Source organism: Chitinophaga fulva (genome assembly GCF_012927205.1).
Taxonomy (GTDB): Bacteria; Bacteroidota; Bacteroidia; order Chitinophagales; family Chitinophagaceae; genus Chitinophaga; species Chitinophaga fulva.
In genome coordinates, this window is sequence record NZ_JABBGC010000001.1 from 3,140,361 (window position 1) to 3,161,412 (window position 21,052).

Genomic DNA, 21,052 nt, shown 5'->3' on the forward strand with positions numbered 1-21,052 from the left:
TTGTCGCGACGAAACTACTTCCGCCATGTGATCGTCGCTGATTTCGTCTCCGCAGAATTGGTACCAATGCGGATGATGAACTCGCCAGGTTCCCAGACATATTGCAGGTTGCTGTTATAGAACTTCAGGTTCTCGGTAGAGATATTGAAGCTTACTTCCTTGCTTTCGCCGGGTTGCAGGGGTATTTTACGGAACCCGATGAGGTCCTGCACGGAGCGGGTGACAGAGGCTACCGGGTCGGTGAGGTAGAGCTGCACTACTTCCTCACCGGCGTATTTACCAGTGTTGGTAACAGTAACGCTGGCGGTGATAGTTTCATTGCCGGCAGGGTTTTGTTTGCTCACTTTCACGTCGCTGTAGGAGAAGGTGGTATAGCTGAGGCCATAGCCGAAAGGATACAGCGGTGTATTGGGAACATCGAGGTAATCGGATTTAAATTTCTGGAAGGTAGTGCCTTCCAGCGGGCGGCCAGTATTTTTATGATTATAGAACACTGGTATCTGGCCTACGTTGCGGGGAAAGCTGGCCGTGATTTTTCCGGAAGGGTTGTAGCGGCCAAACAGTACGTCGGCAATGGCGTTGCCTGCTTCGGTACCGGCGAACCAGGTATCGAGGATGGCGGTTACGTTGGCATCTTCCCAGGTGATGGTCATGGGGCGACCATTCATGAGTACGAGCACCACAGGTTTGCCGCTTTGAACGAGTGCTTTGAGCAGTGTGCGTTGGCTTTCGGGAATGTCGAGGTTGCTGCGGCTGGCGCTTTCACCGCTCATTTCGGAAGCTTCGCCCAGTACCGCTACGATCACATCGGCTTTTTGGGCTACGTTGAAGGCTTCGTGTAACATGACATCCGGGCTGCGGCTGTCTATTTCCGCGCGGGGACCGAAGACGTTCACATTTTTGGCGAGGGTGGTATCATCTGTGAGATTGGCGCCTTTGGCATACAGTATTTTCACACTATCGCCCACTACGTTGCGGATACCTTCGCGTACGGTAACCGCCTGCTGCAGGTCACCGGATACGGCCCAGGTGCCCAGCATATTGTTTTTGCTGTCAGCCAGCGGACCAATGAGGGCAATAGTGCCTTTGTTGGCCAGGGGCAAGGTTTGCCGGTCATTTTTCAGCAGTACGAAGGAACGGGCGGCTATTTCGCGGGCAGCGGCCCTGTTGGCCGGAGTAAGGATATCTTTGGCCACACGGTCTTCCCGAATATAACGGTAAGGATCATCGAAAAGGCCCAGTTTATATTTGGTTTCCAGTACGCGGCGGCAGGCGTTGTTGATGTCCTGCAGGGTCACTTTGCCTTCCTGTAGGGATTTTTTCAGGGTGGTTAGAAAACCTTCGCCTACCATGTCCATATCCAGACCGGCTTTGAGGGCCAGGGCGGATACGGTTTGCAGGTTACCGAGACCGTGGGCAATCATTTCGTTCACAGCGGTGTAGTCACTCACTACCAGACCTTTAAAGCCCCATTGTTTACGGAGCAAGTCTGTCAGGAGCCACTTGTTGCCGGTGGCAGGTACGGCATCGATATCATTGAAAGAGGTCATGATGCTGCCTACGCCGGCGTCGATAGCGGCTTTATAGGGAGGAAGGTAGTACTGGAACATTTTGATACGGCTCATGTCTACGGAGTTGTAGTCACGGCCGCCTTCTGCAGCGCCATAGAGGGCGAAGTGTTTTACGCAGGCCATGAGGGTGTTGCCCTGGCTGTAGTCTTTGCCCTGGTAGCCTCTTACCATGGCTTCGGCAATGCGGGAGCCGAGATAAGGGTCTTCGCCGGAACCTTCGGCGATGCGGCCCCATCTGGGATCGCGGGAGATGTCCACCATGGGGGAGTAGGCCCAGGAGAGACCATCGGCGGTGCCTTCCTGTGCAGCGATGCGGGCGCTGCGTTCAATCAGACCCATATCCCAGGAAGCGGAGAGGCCCAGCGGAATAGGGAAAATGGTTTTATGTCCGTGGATAATGTCCAGCCCGAAAATCAATGGGATATGCAGGCGGGAGTTTTTAACGGCGATGTCCTGTATTTTACGGATTTTTTCCGGGCCGGTGATGCCAAAGAGGCCACCTACGTTGCCTTTGCGGATATTGTCATCCACACCCTGGCTGACGACCGAGCCGGTAACGGTACCGCCTCCCGGCACGACCAGGTTGAGCTGACCGATTTTTTCCTCTAAAGTCATTTTGCCCATCAGATTGCTGACAAAGGCATTCATTTTGGCATCCTGTGCTTGTGTTTCCGTGGCGACTACCAGTAGTAGTCCGATTAGTAGCTTCTTCATCTCGTGTATTTTAAGGCCCGTTGGCGGGGCATATCAGGGTATCCGATAAGATACAAAGGCGAGCCTTCGACCGTCGGGAGACCACGAAGGTACATTGATTGTGCCTTGTCCCCCAAAGAAAACCGGCGTTAAATCACGGACGGTCTGGCTAACGATGTCGAGCAAACGAAGCTGCACGTTTTTTCCGAAAGGATGTTCCTGCTGCTGGTTCTCCATGAAACTGAGGAATACTACCAGTTTTCCGTTGGGTGAAGGATGCGGGAACCAGTTGGCGTAACGGTCGTCTGTGAGCTGTTCCGGCTCACTGCCATCGGCCTTCATCCGCCATATCTGCATCCGGCCGGTGCGGAAAGAGTTGAAATAGATGTATTGGCCGTCGGGCGAGTAATCCGGACCGTCATCCAGCCCTTTTTCGCGGGTGAGCCTCTTTTCAGGGCCGCCATCAGCGGGAACGGTGTAAATGTCAAAATCTCCGTTACGCAGCCCTACAAAGGTCAGTGTCTTGCCGTCAGGGCTCCAGCCATGCCAGTAGGAGGGTGATTGGTGAGTGAGCTGCCGTAGCGGGCCTCCTTCGGCAGGAGCGGTGAAAATATGAGAACTATTGTTGCCGCTGCTGATGGCCAGCTGCGAGCCGTCCGGAGAGAAACCGTGGTCGTTGTTGGCCTGCAAGGTATTGTCAAATGGTAATTCGTCCGTCACCCGGTCGTTTAGCCAGTACCGGTATAACCTGCCTTTTTTGTTGAAAAGGAGGTAATGGCCGTCTTTTGACCAATTGGGTGCTTCCAGCAGGGCGGCCTCGGAATACACCACGGTCCGCTTGCCGGTAGCCACATCAATGATTTCAAGGGAGCTGTGTACACCGGCTGGGGCCTGTGCCTGAGATTGACCAGCATGAAGAAAAAAAGCAGCAATGCCTGTCAGCATATGTAGCAGTGGTATACGTGTAACCATATGTATTAGGCGCAATCAGGGTTTCAGGGGCGGAAAGTTCGTCTACAGGGGAAAGGCTATACTATCGGGTTGTGTTTTCATATACTGAAAGATAGAAAGTCTTTTTGATATGTACGCCTTAAATTGTCGTTTGCCTTAATTTTGTAAAAAACACAATTTGCGTAAAACTTGATTTGCGTAAAATGCACCTTTTGTAAAGTCACTTTGCCTGGAAGCATTTTGCATAGAGGTACTTTGTTTAGAAGCTCTTTGTGTGGAAATACTTTGCGTAGAAGTGCTCTATGTGGAAGCTCTTTGTGTGAAATTTGATTTGCGTAAAATGCACCTCTTGTAAAGTCACTTTGCCTGGAAGCATTTTGCGTAGAGGTGCTTTGTGTAGAAGCTCTTTGTGTGGAAATACTTTGTGTGGAAGCACTTTGCGTGAAACTATTTTGTGTAGAATTGTTATGTATAGAACCTCCGTTTAAAACATCCTTAAAAAACCACGATCTATGGAAAACTTCACTATTGAACAGGACATTCCGGTATGGTATGTAGCTGCGGCCAGTTTCCCGGAAGGCGTTCCGGCTGCATGGGCCGAATTGCACGGCTTATTGCCAGGATCCACAGGCCGGCAGTTTTATGGTATTTCCCATCCGGACCAGACTGGTAAAATCACCTATAAGGCAGGGGTGGCAGCAACTTCCCCGGAGGAGGCCTGGCAGTATGGCACACCAGAGGTGACGGTACGTAAAGGCGTATATGCGAGCGAAATGTTGCAACTGGGCTCCGATGCCGGCCGGCAGATAGGAGAAGCTTTCCTGCGGCTGCTGAAACATCCGGCCCTTGACCCGCAGGGATATTGCTTGGAAATGTATCTCGATGGGGGCATGGTGCGCTGTATGGTGCCATTGGTGGAGAAGTAGCGTTTCCTGGTTCATTAGCACGGCAGTGGTAATAACAGTTGATGGTGCTGATGGGCCAACGCTAAATGCGAGGGGTAACGCTGAGCATGCTGCCAGTATCGTGTTCCTGTGACAACCGGTTAATGATAAATGAAGTGTCCGGTGAGACCGGGGCATTTTTTTTGTGCCATTACAGGAAAAAGCTGCTATGGCAACAAAGAGAAAAGTATTGCGGCCCAAAAGGAAATGGTCTGCTCGGGTAACTAATACCAGCAATGCCATGGACCTGGAAGGAGGCGTATTTACACTACATGACCCGGCGGAAATTGCGGCGTCACTGAAACGCTCTGCCAGCAAGAGCACACGCCGGAAAGGAACTCCTTACCAGTCTGCTATGTCGATGTTGAACTTTTATATCAACAGGGCTGGCAAAAATCTCCCTGAAAAACAAAAAAAAGTGCTGGAAGAAGCAAAAGGTGAATTACGGAAAGCATTTCACCGAGAGTAACCCATTATCTTCTTCGATCGCTATCGACGGCAGCATCCGGGAACTGCTTCCCTGTAAATGCCGGCAGGGAAAAGCGGAAAATTGTTTTCCGCTTCATCCCTCAGTTCCGGCAGACATCAGTAAATGGGATCAATGGAAAATGCATCCCGTTCAACCTGGTATAACCGAATACCGGTTGATGGCCAACAATAGTTGATAGCGTGGTAAGGCAACTCATAGGCAGCGTAAGGATTGGTCTTTTCCGTGTTTGATTTCTAAAATATTTCCATTTGACTGCTATCCATTGTTCGTCTTTTTCCGGACAGGCGGCTGAATCGTGGAAAGCAGCGTTGATGCCCGGGGCATACATATGATGGATGAGCTGATATGAATCTAACGGGTTAGTAGCAGTAGTTCAGGCAGTTCCTGAACTTCCCTCTTGTTCTTCTTCAGGTTCCCATTCAGTGTCATCGGCCTCTTCATCGGAGAGACTGTTTTCTTCAAAATCATCTTCTTCCAGTACAGGATCGGTGTCTTCCAATGCCTCTTCTTCTTCTTCTTCTTCAGGGCGACCTCCCGGCCCGATGGCTGTCGGCATGGGTACTACTCTCAGTGTGGCTGCACTCGGGAAAAATGACGGGCGTTTACGCCGGAGGGTTGATGCAGGTGTTGGAAATATCATAAGCGTGATTTTAGTTTATGAAACCCAAAGACTACGCCATGATGCCAGATCATGTCCAATCACTGTTGCGGAAATAAATATGCGGAAACACTTACTCATCCAATAGGGGAAACGGGGAACAGAATGGGTGATATTTTACAGCATGTACCCGGTTAAATACGCTGCTAAAAGGCTGTACCCGTAAAAAAATAGTATCTTCGCCCGCATTTTTTAGTGAAAGCATCATGAAACTGGAAGAACAATTACAGCAAAGAAGCGGCAACCAATGCGAGTTGTGCAGCTCAACAGACAACCTCAAAATGTATGATGTGGCGCCCCGCTCCGGCGATGGCCCGGACAGCACGGTGCTGATCTGTGATAACTGCCGCGCGCAGATTGAGCGCAAGGCGGAGCTGGACAGCAAACACTGGAGCTGCCTCACCACAGCCATGTGGAGCGAAGTGCCGGGTATTCAGGTACTGTCCTGGCGCATGTTGCACCGACTGAAAAAAGAAAGCTGGGCCATGGAAAGCCTCGATATGCTTTATCTCGACGAGGAAACACTGGCATGGGCACAGGCTACCGGCGATCATGACAACGATGACGCTGTGGAACTGCACCGTGACTGCAACGGCAACGTGCTGCAAAACGGCGATAGCGTAACCCTCATCAAATCCCTTGATGTAAAAGGCTCTACCCTGAATGCTAAAATGGGCACAGTGGTGAAAAACATCCGCCTCGTGGAAGACAACATGGAGCAGATTGAAGGAAAAATCGAAGGACAGCTGATCGTGATTCTGACCAAATACGTAAGAAAACAGAACTAGTCTATCGTGGCATACTGATGGCTTCCATGAACTGTTTCAGATAAGCATCGCCGATAGGTACACAATGTGGCCCTGTGAAGATACGCTGCTTCTCGATGCTGTCAATTTTGTCCAGCGAGATGATAAAGGATTTATGTACTCTGATAAAACGGAAAGGCGCCAGTATCTCTTCAAAACTGCGCAGGTTCTGTAAAGTCATGATCTTCTGTTTGACTGTCTGGATGGCCACATAGTTGCGGAGCGCTTCTACAAACAGGATGTCTTTTACATCTACCCGTACAATTCTTTTGTCTGTACGCACAAAAATATAATCGGTGCCGGCCGGCTGTGAAACGGTGACCGTGCTGCGGGCCAGTACCCGTTGCACAGCCCTGGCAAACCGCTCAAAAGACACAGGCTTCAGCAGATAATCGATCGCTTCCCGGTCAAATCCTTCTAAGGCATATTCATCATAGGCGGAAACCAGCACCACCTGCACGCCGGGAGGGGCCAGCTGCATCAGTTCCAGGCCGCTGAGCTCCTGCATCTGTATATCCAGGAAGATAAGGTCAATTTTCTCTTGTTTAATAAAAGCCAGTGCTTCCATAGGGTTATGGAAAACCTTTACTAACTGCAGATCAGGCGTTTTATGAATAAACGATACCAATACCTGCGCTGCGAGTGGCTCATCATCTACCACGATACACTTTACTCCCATATCCTTTACCAATTGATCACTAAGTTACTGAAATATTCTGCTCCGGTATCCCTGATGTCCAGCTGATGATGGCCCGGATACAATAGCTGCAACCGTTTCCGGACATTGTCCAGCCCGATGCCGCCTGTTTTATCGCGCTGCTGGCCGGACACATAGTTATGCACGCTGAAAAGCAACTGCTGGTCAGTGCATGACAGCGTAATGGTGACCGGTTTCCCAGGACGGTTGCTGACTCCATGTTTGAACGCATTTTCCACAAACGGCACCAGCAGCAGCGGCGCGATATTTTTCTCCGGCAATATATCCGGTGTATTGAAGACGATGCCTTCCTGAAAACCGGTACGGAGCCGTTGTAAGGTCACAAAATCCTGTAGATAACTGATTTCTTCGCGGATAGGCGCCCGATATGCGATATCAGAAGGTTGGTCCACCATATATGCCAGCAGATGTGTCAGTGTTTTATTCGCTTTTACCACCTCCGGAGACCCCATCAGCGCGAGAGAATAGATGCTGTTCAGGCTATTGATCAGAAAGTGCGAATTGAGCTGCATCTTCAGAAAGCCGGATTCCGCCTGCATCTGCTGCTGTTGGAGCATGGCCCGTTTTTTCTCTTCCTGAAGCCACAGCTGGAACAGCCTGAAGGAAAAAGCAGCGATGATGATAATAAGGTTGTTCCAAAGTCCATTCACAAAATACTCTCCAAGGGTAGTGTATACCTCCACTTTTTGCCAGTTGATGAGCTGGTGACCTCTGTATAATATGTCCCGCGCAAAAAAGAGATAAATGAATCCGTATTTCAGCAGCGTAAATGCTGGTATGATCAGTAATAAAATACCGGCGGAGAGTAGCCGTCGACGCTTATCCAGCATGGGGGTAGCTATCCAGCGGTAGCAGCCATAAAACAGGAGGAAGTTGACCAGGCCCAGTGCGGCGCTGTTGATATGTACCATCCGGAGGGTTTTATCATTAAAACGGATGACCGTCATGAGGTTGCCGCTATATACCAGCACCAGCCAGCCGGCCAGTAACAACATAAAATCCCGGAAAGAACGGTGGACATCAGACATGATCGGGATACAGTTTAAATTGATAATGCTGTTCACGGGCGCGATCAGGCTGCACACTCAGCATGACCACATCCTGGCGTACCTGTACCCGGATGGCCACAGGGCCGCTGTTGTTATGGAACTGTTGCAGCACCGCTTCAGTAGTTTGCTGTAGCTGAAGGGCTGCCAGCGTACCTTGTTGCGTATCGCCGGTGATGACCAGCTCCAGCGGCTGGTGGTTGTTACACAAAGTACGTAGTTCCACATACCGTTCAAAGTTGAGCAGTTCTTTCGGAAGACTGACCGTGTCCTTTTCCAGCGCTTTGTCATACAACATGTAGCGCAGCAGATCTGATAATAACAGGATGGCTTTTACACCTTCCTGGTCACGCTTACGTTCATCTTCGAGAATAGGGGTGAGCTGTTGCAGGTTATGTAACAGTAACCGGGAATTTTCCTGCATCCGTATATAACGTGCCCTTGCTGCTTCTGCCGCGGATGCCAGCAGGCGGTCCTGTGGCCCCGTTTGCTGCCGCTGCAACAGCAGCCGGTAACTATAGGCCAGCAATGCTACGCCCAGTCCCGTTTTGGTGGCCATCAGGAAATACATCGGAAAACTATAGTAAACATGTGGTTTCCCAATCATAGAGTACATTCTGATCAGTACCTGGTCAGGAAACAGGAAATAACCAACGGCATACTTGATAACAGCAAACCCGCACACAGCCAATATACTCCGGATAATGACCTGCCCGTACCGCCGTTGTACCACAGGCTTCGGTAACCACACAAAGACCAGCAGGAAAAATAGTTGGAAGTTGATGAATCCATACAGGATATCCTGCACCAGCACCCTTTTCAATCCGAAAGACGAATTAAAACTAATCCTCAGAGATGGATAGGCATACAACAGCACCAATGCCATCCACACCACAAGGTGCATAAAATACCGGTATGGTTTATTATGTCGCATAAGTTAACAGTGGGTTGAAGATAGTATATGTACCCCTGTTTTCTGCATCTGTGAAGGCATATTTTTTTCGTCCCTGCGATGTGCCGGTTCGTCCTTTTAAAATGGACGGTGATACCTGTAAAACCCTTATTGCCGACGGGAAAGCGCTTATCAAGCCCTAAAGGCGTTCATCCCCGGAAAAGGGCGGGATATACATTTACGGTTCCGGTATGTCCATTATCCGGAAGAAAAAATAATACGATATCTATTTTGGCAACACAATGTTCGAGGGACAGTATACCAACCATAATAATCAACCAACCACTTGTATGAGAAAGTCAGTTTTATTTATCCTTTTATGCATGTCCGGTTTGTCCGTGTATGCACAACAGGTACTGAAAGGGACGGTCAAAGACGCCACTACCCGTCAGCCTGTTCCGGGCGCCACCGTGAAAGTGGTAGGCTCCGCCACCGGCGCCACCACCAACGAGAAAGGCGAATTTGAACTCAAGGTGCCGGCCAATGCACAATTACAGATCACTTCCATCGGTTTTGAAAACGTAATGGTAGCGGCCAGCCTGATCAGAGCAACACCCATATTCATGAAAATGAAAGCTATCTCGCTGACAGACGCCGTAGTAGTGGGTTATGGCACACAGTCAAAATCCAATGTCACCAATTCCATCGCTTCGGTGAAAGCCAGTGAGCTGACAGCAGAGAAAAACGTCGTCAGCGATTTTGGTAAAGCCTTACAAGGCCGGGTTCCCGGCGTATACATCGCTTCCCGGGAAGGCACGCCCGGCAACGCTTCCAGCATTATGATACGCGGGGCGCAGTCCGTTAGTGCGACCGCCACTAATCCGCTCATCGTAATCGACGGACTGGTGGTAGATGGCAATACCATCTCCATTAACAGCATCAACCCGCAGGACATCGAATCCATCGAAGTGTTGAAAGATGCTGCTTCTGCGGCTATCTACGGCGCGAGGGGCTCTACCGGGGTAATCATCATCACCACCAAAAAAGGAAAGGCCAACAGTAAACCTTCCCTTAACCTGAATATGTACACGGGTGTCAACAATGTGCCGTTCAGTCGGCACATGATGAATACCACGGAATATACGTCCGCTTTTAATGATTCGCGCAACAACCGTATCGGAGATATAGATGCGATACTGGCCAACCCGGGCTCGTTGCCGGCTAACCGTATCAAACAGTTGCAGGATGAAAAAACGGTGTTACAGGGCCAGCTGAACGGCCTGAAAATGGCCGACCGCAGCACCGACTGGCTCGATCGTATCAAACATAAAAATGCGCCGGTCAACAATATACAGGCGAGCATGAGCGGCGGTGGCGAAAAAAACAGCTACTATATGTCCCTCGGCCGTTATGCGGAAGTAGCTTCTATGGGCACTGGCCAATTTGAGCGTTACACCGGTCGCCTCGATGTGACGCAACAGGTGAACAACTGGCTGAAGGTAAACGGTAACATCAACCTGACACAGTCAGTGAATAAAAACATGGCCAATCCGGTTTCCGCGGCATTTTCGGCCCGCCCTGATACGCCGGAAGACCCTATGTTGCAGCCGGATGGATCATTGGGGTATTACGTCGGCATGCAACAACATCCGCTCGGCGCTATGATGGACAATAAAAACAAGAATAAAACCAACATATACCTGGGAAGCCTGTCGGCCGATCTGCAATTGCTGAAGGAATTGTCATTCCGCACGTCCTTCAATGCTACCAAGTATAATGGTCTGAGCAACAATTTCATGCCACCTTCACTGTACCTCGGCAATTTCAATAACGGGCAGCTGAAAATGCTGGGCACTGATAACTTCTCCTACAACTTTGACAATTACTTTACTTACAATAAGCGGTTCAATAAACTGGGTGTCAACGGTACACTGGGCTATACCTACTACAATAATGAACTGAATAGCTTCGGTTATGAGTTGTATGGTTTTCCGAAAATTGATAACATATCCGGAGGTGGAGCAGCCGCCATTTATGGCCCGTCTTCCAATATTGGCAGCCTCAATACCAGCAACCGCGAGATATCTGATGCCTACTTTCTGCGTACGGGTATAGACTGGGATGGTAAATATATGCTGAATGCTTCCTTGCGCCGTGATGGTTCCTCCAAACTGGTGAAAGATAACCGCTACAGCTGGTTTCCTTCTGTCTCCGCCGGCTGGGATATATCCCGCGAGGCTTTCCTGATGCAGCAACGTGCTATCAGTCAGCTGAAGGTGCGCGCCAGCTATGGTATCAGCGGTAACATGCGCCCACTGGGCTATTTCGATGCCCGCAACCTGATGAAGGCTACTTCTTACATGGGCAATCAGGCACTGATACTGAACAGCATCATCGGTAACCCGGATATCCGCTGGGAACGTACCAAACAGATGGATGCCGGTGTGGACGTGGCCTTGTTCGGCAATCGTATCACACTGACAGCAGACTATTATAACAAGACCACCGACGGACTGATGAGCAACACGGATGTGTCCTGGATATACGGCGCTGCCAACATGCCGGATAACATCGGCAGCATCCGCAACTATGGCGTGGACCTGCAACTGGCGGTCAACAGCCGCGCAGGTGCGGTCTTCGGTTGGAAAGTGAGCACCAATATGAACATCAATCGTAACATGATCCTGTCCATGAAAGACTCCACGGCTCCTTTCGGCTCTCTGATATTCGGCGGCCCACAGTCCCGCTCCAAAGTAGGACAGCCTGTAGGTTCTGTCATGGTGTTTGAATCGCAGGGCGTAGATCCGCAGACAGGTGATATGATCTATACCGACCGTAACAAAGATGGCCGCTGGGATTCTAATGACTATATATCCGTACCCATTGCACTGCCTACCTTCGCCGGCGGCACTTCGATCTCGTTATCGTATAAACGTTTTACGCTGGATGCACTGTTCACCTATGTAGTGGGCAACAAAGTATATGATTTCTATGAGCAAACACTGAGGAACTACAGCCTGGATAGCTACAGCGTGATGCCCAATAAATTCGATAATCTGGTCAACCGCTGGCGCAAACCCGGTGACGTAACAGATATCCCCCGTGCTGTGACTGGCGTACATGGCGCCGGACAGGTAGCTGACTGGAACAGCAAACCATCTACCCAGTTTATCACCGACGCTTCGTACCTGCGTTTGCGTAATGTCTCACTGGCGTATATGCTGCCCGCCAAAATATTACAGAAAGCAAAAATCAACCAGGTACGCATATATGGGTCTATGGAGAATTTGTTCACCATCACCCCGTACAAAGGCTTTGATCCGGAAGCCGTGTCCAATACAGGCATCGTTTCCACTAACCTGCCGAACCCGCGTTCCGCTGTTATCGGTATTGACCTGACCTTCTAATTGATGATATCATGAACAAAAAATATATACTTCATATAGCCGTTGCCGGTAGCATGCTGTTCGCATCATGCAGCAAAAATCTGGACGATGTGCAACCGAATACACAGGTGACTTTTGACCAAATCAACCGCAGCAACCTGCCGCTGGTGATCAATGGCGCTAAATTAGCACTCACCAACAATGCCCTGTACCAGATATATGGCTTACAGGATGTTATGGGAGATGACTTCCAGTCTATATCCTACGTTACCTACGAAGGCAACAATGTACCTTCTACGGACAACTCGCTCACCTTTGCCTACAGGCAGCCGTATCAGTGTATTGCCAATGCAAACATGGCTATTAACTTCGCGGCACAGCAGCCGGCAGGTGACAGCCTGATTACGGTCAATCTGGGAGAGGCTTATCTTTTGCGTGGCTACTCCTACATGCTGCTGACGGAAATGTTCGGTGATGTGGTGATCATAAAAGGAGGTGAAAACCCTAAAGACCATCCGGTACGCAATCCTGTCGGCGAAGTACGGCAGCTTATTGAGGCAGACCTGAAGGCTGCATCTACACAGTTGCCCGATTACAACGGTAAATCATTGAACGGCTCCAAACAGGCCGCACAGCTGCTGCTGGCCAGGTTGTACCTCAACCTGGGCCGTAACGACGAAGCACTGGCCTTGGCCAACGTGGTGATCAGCTCCAACCGTTTAACGCTGCAATCCAACTTCGGCGATATCTTCAAATCCGGTACGACCAGCCCGGAAGCATTGTACCGCGTTAATGAAATGTCTACTGTCGGCAGTGCATTGTATGGAATACCGGCATTATTTGGCCCCGGAAAGTATGCCGGCGCCGTTAGGGCAGGCAGTGGCAATACATGGGTAGATAGCACGTTGCTGAAAACTTATGATGCCAGCGACATACGCCGTGCTTTCTTCCTGAAAAACAAAGGTGGATCTATTCTGGATTCCGTCTATTTCGTGACCAAATTTCCCGAGGAGACTACGCCCTCTTATCCTATCTGCCGCTACAGTGAAGCTTTCCTGATCGTGGCGGAAGCTAATGCACGCAAGGGCGTGATCGATGTAACGGCGTATAACCAGCTGCGCGCGGCCAGAAAAGCATCACTGCGCAACAACAGCGACTTCGCCAATACTGCCGCTTTTCTTGCTGAAATTGAAATGGAGCGCCGCCGCGAATTTGTAGGTGAAAGACTGCGTTGGAGCGATATGCAGCGGTTCGGTAAAATGAACGCCTGGTTGCAGTCGTTCGGCCAACCTGCATCACATGTGCTGCTGCCAATCCCCACCCACGAGTTTGCGCTCAATCCTAATCTGACTCAAAACGCTGACTATAGCAAATAACAAAAAACATAAACTTTAAATAATCATCATTATGAGAAAAGCAGGAAGAACAGGTATTTTACTGGCCATGCTGGCCGCTCCGGCGGCACTGTTTGCGCAAGTAGGCAAACCAGTAAAATCCATCACTGTAAAAGGTACTGTTGAATTTACCGATCCGAATGCGGCGGTACAGAAAGTATGGCTTTCTAAAGATAATTTTAGCGGGAAACCGGTGATAGTGGATTCTACCGTGGTAGGAAAGGACAATACCTTTACCTTCAAAATTAAGCAAGACCACCAGGGGGTATATATGATCAATGCCATGTACTGGGACCATGCCACTTTCTGGAGTGATGCCGATGTATCTGTTGCTATGCGCGGGTATGATACAGCGAAATACAAAGTGAAAGTACCACACTACAACTATGTAGAAGGGTCTTATGATAATAACTTTATTAACATGATGGTCCTCAACAATGAGTTGAATTATCGCCGGCTGATCGATGAGTACAACATGGAGTATTACGCTAAAAAAGCTACCGATACTACCTGGGCCGCCTATATGAAAAATACGAAGAAGTACAACCCAATGCGGGAGGATTACCAGATAAGGGAAGAAACCCTCATCCGCTCTTTCATTGACCGGCCCGTGCTGGTATATGCGCTGAGAGGCATGGCTTCTACCGAGAGCACGCAGAAGTACGATAAGGCGATGAAGTTGCTGGAAGGTCTGATCGCCCGTTATCCCTGGCTCACGGAAGCGCAGAAATTGAAACAAACCATTATCACTAACAGGGCACAGGCCATGAAACTGAAAACCGGTGAACCTATGCCTTCTGTTAAGTATCCGAGCGCACAAGGCACACAGGAAGGGCTGGAAAAATACAAAGGCAAATACCTGTTGGTAGATTTCTGGGCCAGCTGGTGCGGTCCCTGCCGCCAGGCTATTCCCAAAGTAAAGGAACTGTATAGTGCCTACAAAGACAAAGGCTTTGAAGTGGTGAGCATTTCTATCGACACAGACAAAAACGCCTGGCAAAAAGCTATGAAGGAGGAGAATATGCCATGGGAGCAGCTGTTGAGCGATAACAAAGACAAAACGATGGAACAGTTCCAGTTTTCCGGTATCCCTACCATGTACCTGGTTGACCGTGAGGGTAAAATCCTGGAGCGTTTCACAGGCTACTCTGAAGAGGCGGAAGCCAAAGTAAAGGATATCGTCTCTAAAGGCACTAAAGCAGAACCCAAAAAAGCAGCGTCTGTTCCTATGACCGGCTTCTAATAAAATCAATACACCAACCATGAAAAAAACAACCCTGATGATCGCCGGCAGTTTACTGCTGGCGATCATTTCAAATGCCCAGGAGAAGGGCTTTAAAATTACCGCCGATATCAAAGGGCAGGAGGATTACCGGCTGGTGATCTCACGGGTATCTGATGGCAAACGTATCATGGATACGGCAATCTCCCACACCGGCGACCACTTCGTGTTCACCGGGCATGTAGACGAGCCTGCTATCGGAACGTTGTCTTCCTCTCATCCTGCTTCTCGTTTTGAGATGGTGAAAGGCGGTATGTTCATGCCGGCGCCCAGCCTGGATTTTGTGATCACTAATACGGACATCACCATCACTGCGGACGCTACGGAGCTGTTTAAAGGTACCGTCGCCGGTGGCCGGGAGAATAAGGAGCTGAACAACCTGCATAAGCTGGAAGTACCACTGATAGCACAGGAATGGGAGGCGCGGAAGAAGATGCCTTCCTTTAAAAAAGATAGCGTAGGCAAGGCCGCGTTATTGGAAGAACAAAAGGTGGCCAAAGCGAAGTTGCTGGATATCCGGAAACAGTTTGTTGCCAAACATCCGGGTTCTTTTGTCAGCGTGATGCTGCTGAGCCGGCTGAATGGTGATTACGACATGGCGGCATATGAACAGGCTTACAACAAACTGTCAGACACCTACAAAAATACTTACCTCGCTAAATACGTCGCTTCCCGTATTTCCGGCGCCAAAGCCACGGAAGTAGGCGCGAAAGCGATCGGGTTTACTAAAATAGATAATCACGGACAGCCGTTCACGTTAGCTTCCCTCAAAGGGAAATATGTGCTGCTGGATTTCTGGGGCAGCTGGTGCGGTCCCTGCCGGGCCAGCCATCCGCATCTGCGGGAAGTGTATGACAAATACAAAGACAAAGGATTGGAGATAGTAGGTATTGCGGAAGAAAAAACTGACGATGTGGCAAGGGCTAAAGAATCCTGGCTCAAAGCAGTGGAGTCTGACAAAATGAATTGGATCCAGGTGTTGAATAACTACAATAAAAAAGAGGCGGACATGGTCATGGCCTACGGTATTGACGGTTTCCCGACCAAGATTTTACTGGGTAAAGATGGAAAGGTACTGTTCAAAATCGTCGGGAACGGCGGTGATGAGCTGGACCAGAAACTTAAATCGGTGTTTGGTTTGTAATCGTAAAAGCCCTGCAGTTCGCCTGCGGGGCTTTTTATGCGTGACAATTATTGAAACCAGCTTAACGGTAAGCGGTGTGTACTGCTTTGGCCAATACATCCGGGCGGCGGTTGTAAGGCGTTACGGGTGCTACTTCCCTTTCTATATTAAGCAGTGTATATACCGCCGTACGGGCAGCCCTCACGGAGTATTCTTCTGTAAACACCATGTCCTGCGGGATTTCCACGAACTGGCTGATCATAGCCAGGTTGGTGGAGCCTCTGGGCACTACCGGTGGACGGTCGGACTTGGCATGTGGCTGAAACAGGGCATCGATGTAGGGCATCATCACCGGGATGACGTTCACTACGCTCTCTTTGATCTCGGCTTCATGTTGTTCAAAATGCAGGTGATGTATCAGCTCTGTGAGGATTTCCTCGCCGGTGCAGTCAATCATCCGTTTCTGTACAAAATCGCCGGTCTTATCGGGATAGAGGCCATAGCCCCAGAAGATGGTGGTGTCCTCGCCCTGCGCTTTAAAATGCGGTTGCGCCGCTACTACGATAGACATGCGCCAGGAGGAGTCGCGGAAGGTCATGAGTGCGCCGCTGCCGGGTTTGTTGCCGGAAAAGGCTTCGATAAGCTTCAGCATTTTGTTGCCCCGGAGCGTAGCGGTAAAGGAATACCATTTTGTTTCATCGGGTTTACCGAAGAAAGGGTCCGGGTTACCGAGGCGTGGTTTTTTAAGCGCGATTTTTTTCCAGAGCGCAAAAGAAGGCGGGTTGTCCGGCAGGTAACGGGCCGGCGTTTTGTAGTCGCCGTTGTTGGAGTTATCGGTGATACAGCCGTTGGTAAAGAAGCAGATATCACCTTCCTGTAAGGAGATGGCGCCTGTTTGTCCATCAGCATCCTGGTATTGTATAGCCGTTACCGTGATACCGTTGTCGTCTTTGAAAATGAGATCGGTCACGGTCCTTTGGAGGGAATAATCGACCCCAAATTTATCGAGGTGTTTTTTGATGGGGAGGATCACGGATTCATATTGGTTGTAAGGTGTTCTGGTGACGCCTTCCAGCGTGTCTATCCTGGAGAACTCCAGGATCATACGGTTCATATATCTTCTGAATTCGAAGAGGCTGGACCATTCCTGCCAAGCGAAGGTAGTTTGCCACATGTACCAGAAATTGGTGGTGAAGAAATGATCACCGAACCATTCGCGGATGGTCATATGGTCCAGTTCATGCTCATCGGTGAAGAAGAGTTTGAGCATCTTCATCCGGTCATCATGATCAAAGCCCATGGAATGCACGTCGAGGATCTTACCGTACTTGTCGATCAGCCTGGCTTTGGCGTGGGTAGGGTTGGCGTGGTCGAAGGCCAGTATCTCGTCTTTTACTGAAATATTGGGTACTTCAAGGGAGGGGATGCGGCTGGTAAGCTCCCAGAAATTCTCATATGTTTCTTCGTTGAGCATTCTGCCGCCGCGGCATACGAAGCCTTCCTGTTTGGCGCCGGAACCGTCGTTGCTGCCACCAATGATGGGCAGGGCTTCGATGATGTGAATATTTTCTCCTTTGAAACCTGCATCTTCAATCAGGTAAACGGCTGCAGCCAATGAAGCGAGGCCTCCGCCTATAAAATAGGCGTGTTTGTTGCTATCGTGCATAATCAATCAATTTAAGCGGTTTAACGGAGTTGTGTGAAGACTTAACAACCGGATGGTTGTTTTGTTGTGTCAGGGTTGCGGGATAACTGCAGTGGTGTACAGCGAGTACATTTTCCAGCCGAGTGTTTCATACAATGCTTTACCGGCGGGTGTGGCCACGAGTATGCCCTTTCTGATGCCACGCGAGACGGCTTCTATTGTAAGGGCGGTCATAACAGCGCTTCCCAGTCCACGGCGCTGATGTGCCGGCGTAGTCGCGATGCGGTCGTAAATAATATAGTCGTCAACGATAGCCAGCTGGCCATTGGCTGCTGTTTCGCCGTTGGCCGCGTATATGGTGGCAATGGGGCCGGCGCTGGCGGTATCAACAGAAAGGGAGTATCCTTCGGGCAACTGTACATGGGAAGGGCGTACAGGCAGGGTGCAGGTCATCATGAATCCGGGGCGCTGTATCTCCCAACGGGGCGGAAGTACGGGTCTTACGAGGGAGGCCGGTGCACATACTTTGAGAAAAACCGCCGGTTGGAAAATGGTGTTGGCGAAGTGAAATAACCCGGGGCCAAGTGCAGAAAAAACGTATCGCCTTTGCTGGTCGGGCCATCCTACATCTACCCGGAGTCCGCCGTGGTCGGCTATTGGAAGAGGGAGTTCCCGCGCCAGTGACCAACCTTTCAGCCATGTTTCCACTACATGAGGGTCTGCTTGCTCATATGTTTCATCTGTTGTCATGAGGCACAATAAAGGTAGGCATTTGATGTCTCCCAAAGACATCTGTTATAGTAAAATATTCAAATTCTGTATCTGTTACATGTTCTCACAGGGAGCTAATTTTGACATCAAAAATTGGAAGCCATGGAAACAGATTTGACTTATTTACCGCCCAACCTGCCAGCCCCTGAAGATGACGGCGCCTGTGATCATCTTGATGGCCTGCGGATACCGGATATACACTTACCAGCTACCGATGGCACCATGGTATCCCTGCAGGACATCCCGGGGAGACTGGTGATTTACTGTTATCCGATGACAGGGCCTTCACATATCCCGTTGCCACCGGGATGGGACGAAATTCCCGGCGCCCGTGGATGCACGCCACAGGCTTGCTCTTTCCGGGACCACTATCAGGAATTGCAGCGTTTACAGACAACTGTCTTCGGCATGAGCACACAATCACCGGAGATGCAGCGCTCCGAACAGGAACGCATACACTTGCCCTTCCATTTGCTGAGCGATGAGCATAGACACTTCAGCGAAGCGCTCAACCTGCCTATGCATTACGTGGACTCGCTGATACTCCTTAAAAGGGTGACGCTGGTTTTTGAAAACGGATACATCCGCAAACATTTCTACCCTGTATTTCCGCCGGATAAAAATATTGATGAAGTGCTGGCTTATCTGAAGACAACTACCAGGTAAACCTGCTTTTGTTTATTTTTGCAGGATGAATTACATCGATTGTGTTGGCCTGATTGTAGTAGAAAACAGGGAGCTGTTATTGGCTTTCAGTAAGAATAAAGGCGCCTGGTACCTGCCTGGCGGAAAAGTGGATGCTGGTGAAACACCATTGCAAGCTATGCAGCGGGAAATAAAGGAAGAGTTGAATATGGACCTCCCGGAAGACAGCCTGCAATGGTATTATCACATCACGGCGCCTGCTTTTGGGGAAAAAGAAGTGGAGATGCGGCAGAACTGCTTCCTGCACCAGTTGCGGCAAACGCCGCAACCATCCGCAGAAATAGGCGCCGTGCGCTTCTTCAGCCTCGAGACTTACAGAAAAGAACCACACCAGGTGCGCGGCGTATTGCTGGCATTTGAAAAACTGCAACAGGATGGCCTGGTAGATTAACTGCAACATATGAAAGTCATCCGTCATAACGACATTGTCAATATTATCCCAGAAGAAGGAGAGGAGATCACCATCCATCGGGAAACCGTGTACCCCAACAGGATCATTGTCTTCAAACGCTTGCCTGAAAAAGGCTGGCAGGAAATCCATTTCGATAAAAACAAAGGAACACTGATCAGCCGCGAAGAACGGGAACAAACACTCCCCGTTTTCCGCTATCATTTCGATGACGCAGGCATTAAAGCTGAAGTGCAACACATATTCCAGGATACGGCCCACTTTAACGGCTATACGGTGGAAGACGAGGATGCGGAAACCATACGCATCAAATTATTCCGCGATGGGAAAGAGTTGAGCCATGGCATCCGTGTGGAACGGATAAACGCCCGACCGCATAACTATTTCGAAGAGATGCGTCGCGATGTGGACAGCCTGTTGCAACAGGAAGAAAGCAACCGGAAATTTGATCTGTTCTTGCAGGAAACGTACACTCATTGGACCATGGAAGAAAAGGTCCATTATCACTACGGCCGCATCCTCTTCGAAGACAGGATGCAGGGCGGATATCCTTCCGGTTATACCAGTCCGGCTGCGCACTATTTCTCCAAATGGTTCATGAATACCTTTGAGCCTTATAACATCGACAGCATTGGTACTTTACAGGCGATCGCAAAACGGTTTGATCTCCATATTGAGGAAACCCTGCTTCGGGAAATGGTCCGGCACGAATTACGTAGTGACGAATGGCGGACCATTGCCCGTCAGCTGGGACTGCTGGACAAATAGCCGTTACCGGGCCGCAGGCTTTACCAATTGGTCGAGCTTTGTTTCCAGTGTGTCTATACGTTTCTGTTGGTGGATGATGTATAGCGTCAATTCCTCAATTTTCTCCAGCAGTTTGCGGTTCATCTCTCCCAGTTCTATTCCTTCCTGTGCTACGCAGGCTGCTGCCGGAATATTGGGCAGATGTTTGTTGGTCCTGATATACTCCTCCAGTGTCTGCAGAGAGGGCAGGTGATAGTCTTCCCCAAAAACATAATCGGGCCAGTTGCTGATGTTTTTAACGGTTATTTTTTGTGCCAGTATATTTCCGTTGACAGCCAGTTTAGCCCCGCCTGTCCGGTCAGTGCCGATAGAAACATTTCCCTGGTTATCGATGCGCAGGCCGTCGTAGTTATCTGCCCAGGGTGTAATCACAAAGCTGCCGCGCCCGCTGGTGCCGCCGGAATAAACAATGCCCTGATCACCGGGATGCATCATGCTGGAATAGTTTTGACCACCAAAGCTGCTGCTGATCAGCACAAAATGGCTGTCGTTGTTATACAGGGCGAGGGTGGGATCGGGGGAGTAACCAACCGGGTTGGTAGCGACGATGGTACCTACTACGTCCAGTTTACGGCTAGGCGTCCGCGTGCCGATACCGACGTTGCCATTGCCCGGAAAAATGTTGGTGGAGTCCTGTGCGCTGGCAGACAGTCCTGCCGCGGTTAACAAAATAAGAAGGGTCTTTTTCATAAGTAAAGGATGATTGTTGGCAAACAACAAAAGTATCCATTTTTTGTAATCCCGGTCAGAAAACTCTAAGT

19 protein-coding genes are annotated in these 21,052 nt (G+C 49.9%); 10 read left to right on the forward strand and 9 right to left on the reverse strand.

The genetic code is table 11. From position 1 onward, the window contains the following. Window positions 1-14 precede the first annotated feature (14 nt). A complete protein-coding gene (gene bglX / locus HHL17_RS12780; protein WP_169225098.1) occupies window positions 15-2,285 on the reverse strand; it encodes a beta-glucosidase BglX in 2,271 nt (756 codons plus the stop codon). Window positions 2,286-2,318: 33 nt separating this feature from the next. After that, on the reverse strand, window positions 2,319-3,236 hold the full coding sequence (locus tag HHL17_RS12785) for a TolB family protein (RefSeq protein ID WP_206155974.1): 918 nt from the start codon (window positions 3,234-3,236) through the stop codon (window positions 2,319-2,321). Window positions 3,237-3,727: 491 nt separating this feature from the next. Between HHL17_RS12785 and HHL17_RS12790 the strand changes: the two genes are divergently transcribed. Beyond that, complete coding sequence (locus tag HHL17_RS12790; protein WP_169225099.1) at window positions 3,728-4,141, forward strand: transcriptional regulator; 414 nt, start codon at window positions 3,728-3,730, stop codon at window positions 4,139-4,141. 187 nt (window positions 4,142-4,328) lie between these two features. Further along, window positions 4,329-4,628, forward strand: a complete 300-nt coding sequence (locus tag HHL17_RS12795) for a DUF3175 domain-containing protein (protein ID WP_169225100.1) — start codon at window positions 4,329-4,331, stop codon at window positions 4,626-4,628. A gap of 394 nt (window positions 4,629-5,022) precedes the next feature. Here HHL17_RS12795 and HHL17_RS12800 read toward each other — a convergent pair whose 3' ends face one another. Beyond that, entirely contained in the window at window positions 5,023-5,289 is a 267-nt protein-coding gene (locus HHL17_RS12800; protein WP_169225101.1) for a hypothetical protein, read from the reverse strand. 224 nt (window positions 5,290-5,513) lie between these two features. Between HHL17_RS12800 and HHL17_RS12805 the strand changes: the two genes are divergently transcribed. Continuing rightward, window positions 5,514-6,095 carry a PhnA domain-containing protein gene (locus HHL17_RS12805; protein ID WP_169225102.1) on the forward strand — a complete coding sequence of 194 codons (582 nt, stop codon included), beginning with the start codon at window positions 5,514-5,516 and terminating at the stop codon, window positions 6,093-6,095. A gap of 1 nt (window position 6,096) precedes the next feature. On the opposite strand, the gene HHL17_RS12810 is transcribed toward HHL17_RS12805, so the two are convergent. Genes HHL17_RS12810 through HHL17_RS12820 form a run of 3 tightly spaced genes read right to left on the reverse strand, consistent with a single transcriptional unit; the run spans window position 6,097 to window position 8,811 of the window. After that, entirely contained in the window at window positions 6,097-6,792 is a 696-nt protein-coding gene (locus HHL17_RS12810; RefSeq protein ID WP_169225103.1) for a LytR/AlgR family response regulator transcription factor, read from the reverse strand. A 5-nt stretch (window positions 6,793-6,797) separates the two neighbouring features. Beyond that, on the reverse strand, window positions 6,798-7,859 hold the full coding sequence (locus HHL17_RS12815) for a sensor histidine kinase (RefSeq protein WP_169225104.1): 1,062 nt from the start codon (window positions 7,857-7,859) through the stop codon (window positions 6,798-6,800). Continuing rightward, complete coding sequence (locus HHL17_RS12820) at window positions 7,852-8,811, reverse strand: histidine kinase (RefSeq protein ID WP_169225105.1); 960 nt, start codon at window positions 8,809-8,811, stop codon at window positions 7,852-7,854. Before HHL17_RS12820 ends, HHL17_RS12815 begins: the two co-directional genes overlap by 8 nt. 308 nt (window positions 8,812-9,119) lie before the next feature. On the opposite strand from HHL17_RS12820, the gene HHL17_RS12825 reads away from it, so the two are divergent. The 4 genes from HHL17_RS12825 to HHL17_RS12840 are packed head-to-tail and all read left to right on the forward strand — an operon-like array spanning window position 9,120 to window position 15,975. Then, complete coding sequence (locus HHL17_RS12825; protein WP_169225106.1) at window positions 9,120-12,176, forward strand: SusC/RagA family TonB-linked outer membrane protein; 3,057 nt, start codon at window positions 9,120-9,122, stop codon at window positions 12,174-12,176. Window positions 12,177-12,187: 11 nt separating this feature from the next. Then, a complete protein-coding gene (locus tag HHL17_RS12830; protein ID WP_169225107.1) occupies window positions 12,188-13,531 on the forward strand; it encodes a RagB/SusD family nutrient uptake outer membrane protein in 1,344 nt (447 codons plus the stop codon). Window positions 13,532-13,562: 31 nt separating this feature from the next. Then, window positions 13,563-14,792 (forward strand): TlpA family protein disulfide reductase, encoded by a 1,230-nt coding sequence (locus HHL17_RS12835; protein WP_169225108.1) that lies wholly within the window; start codon window positions 13,563-13,565, stop codon window positions 14,790-14,792. Between the two features lie 19 nt (window positions 14,793-14,811). Continuing rightward, window positions 14,812-15,975, forward strand: a complete 1,164-nt coding sequence (locus tag HHL17_RS12840) for a TlpA disulfide reductase family protein (RefSeq protein ID WP_169225109.1) — start codon at window positions 14,812-14,814, stop codon at window positions 15,973-15,975. A 61-nt stretch (window positions 15,976-16,036) separates the two neighbouring features. On the opposite strand, the gene HHL17_RS12845 is transcribed toward HHL17_RS12840, so the two are convergent. Together HHL17_RS12845 and HHL17_RS12850 are read right to left on the reverse strand one after the other, a co-directional pair. Then, complete coding sequence (locus HHL17_RS12845; RefSeq protein ID WP_169225110.1) at window positions 16,037-17,620, reverse strand: oleate hydratase; 1,584 nt, start codon at window positions 17,618-17,620, stop codon at window positions 16,037-16,039. 69 nt (window positions 17,621-17,689) lie between these two features. After that, a complete protein-coding gene (locus HHL17_RS12850; RefSeq protein ID WP_169225111.1) occupies window positions 17,690-18,349 on the reverse strand; it encodes a GNAT family N-acetyltransferase in 660 nt (219 codons plus the stop codon). A 123-nt stretch (window positions 18,350-18,472) separates the two neighbouring features. Between HHL17_RS12850 and HHL17_RS12855 the strand changes: the two genes are divergently transcribed. The 3 genes from HHL17_RS12855 to HHL17_RS12865 are packed head-to-tail and all read left to right on the forward strand — an operon-like array spanning window position 18,473 to window position 20,252. Beyond that, on the forward strand, window positions 18,473-19,036 hold the full coding sequence (locus HHL17_RS12855) for a peroxiredoxin (RefSeq protein ID WP_169225112.1): 564 nt from the start codon (window positions 18,473-18,475) through the stop codon (window positions 19,034-19,036). A 25-nt stretch (window positions 19,037-19,061) separates the two neighbouring features. Continuing rightward, a complete protein-coding gene (locus HHL17_RS12860; protein ID WP_169225113.1) occupies window positions 19,062-19,466 on the forward strand; it encodes an NUDIX hydrolase in 405 nt (134 codons plus the stop codon). A 9-nt stretch (window positions 19,467-19,475) separates the two neighbouring features. Beyond that, window positions 19,476-20,252, forward strand: coding sequence for a hypothetical protein (locus tag HHL17_RS12865; protein ID WP_169225114.1), 777 nt, complete (start codon window positions 19,476-19,478; stop codon window positions 20,250-20,252). Window positions 20,253-20,255: 3 nt separating this feature from the next. On the opposite strand, the gene HHL17_RS12870 is transcribed toward HHL17_RS12865, so the two are convergent. Then, window positions 20,256-20,981 carry a hypothetical protein gene (locus HHL17_RS12870; protein WP_169225115.1) on the reverse strand — a complete coding sequence of 242 codons (726 nt, stop codon included), beginning with the start codon at window positions 20,979-20,981 and terminating at the stop codon, window positions 20,256-20,258. Window positions 20,982-21,052 lie beyond the last annotated feature (71 nt).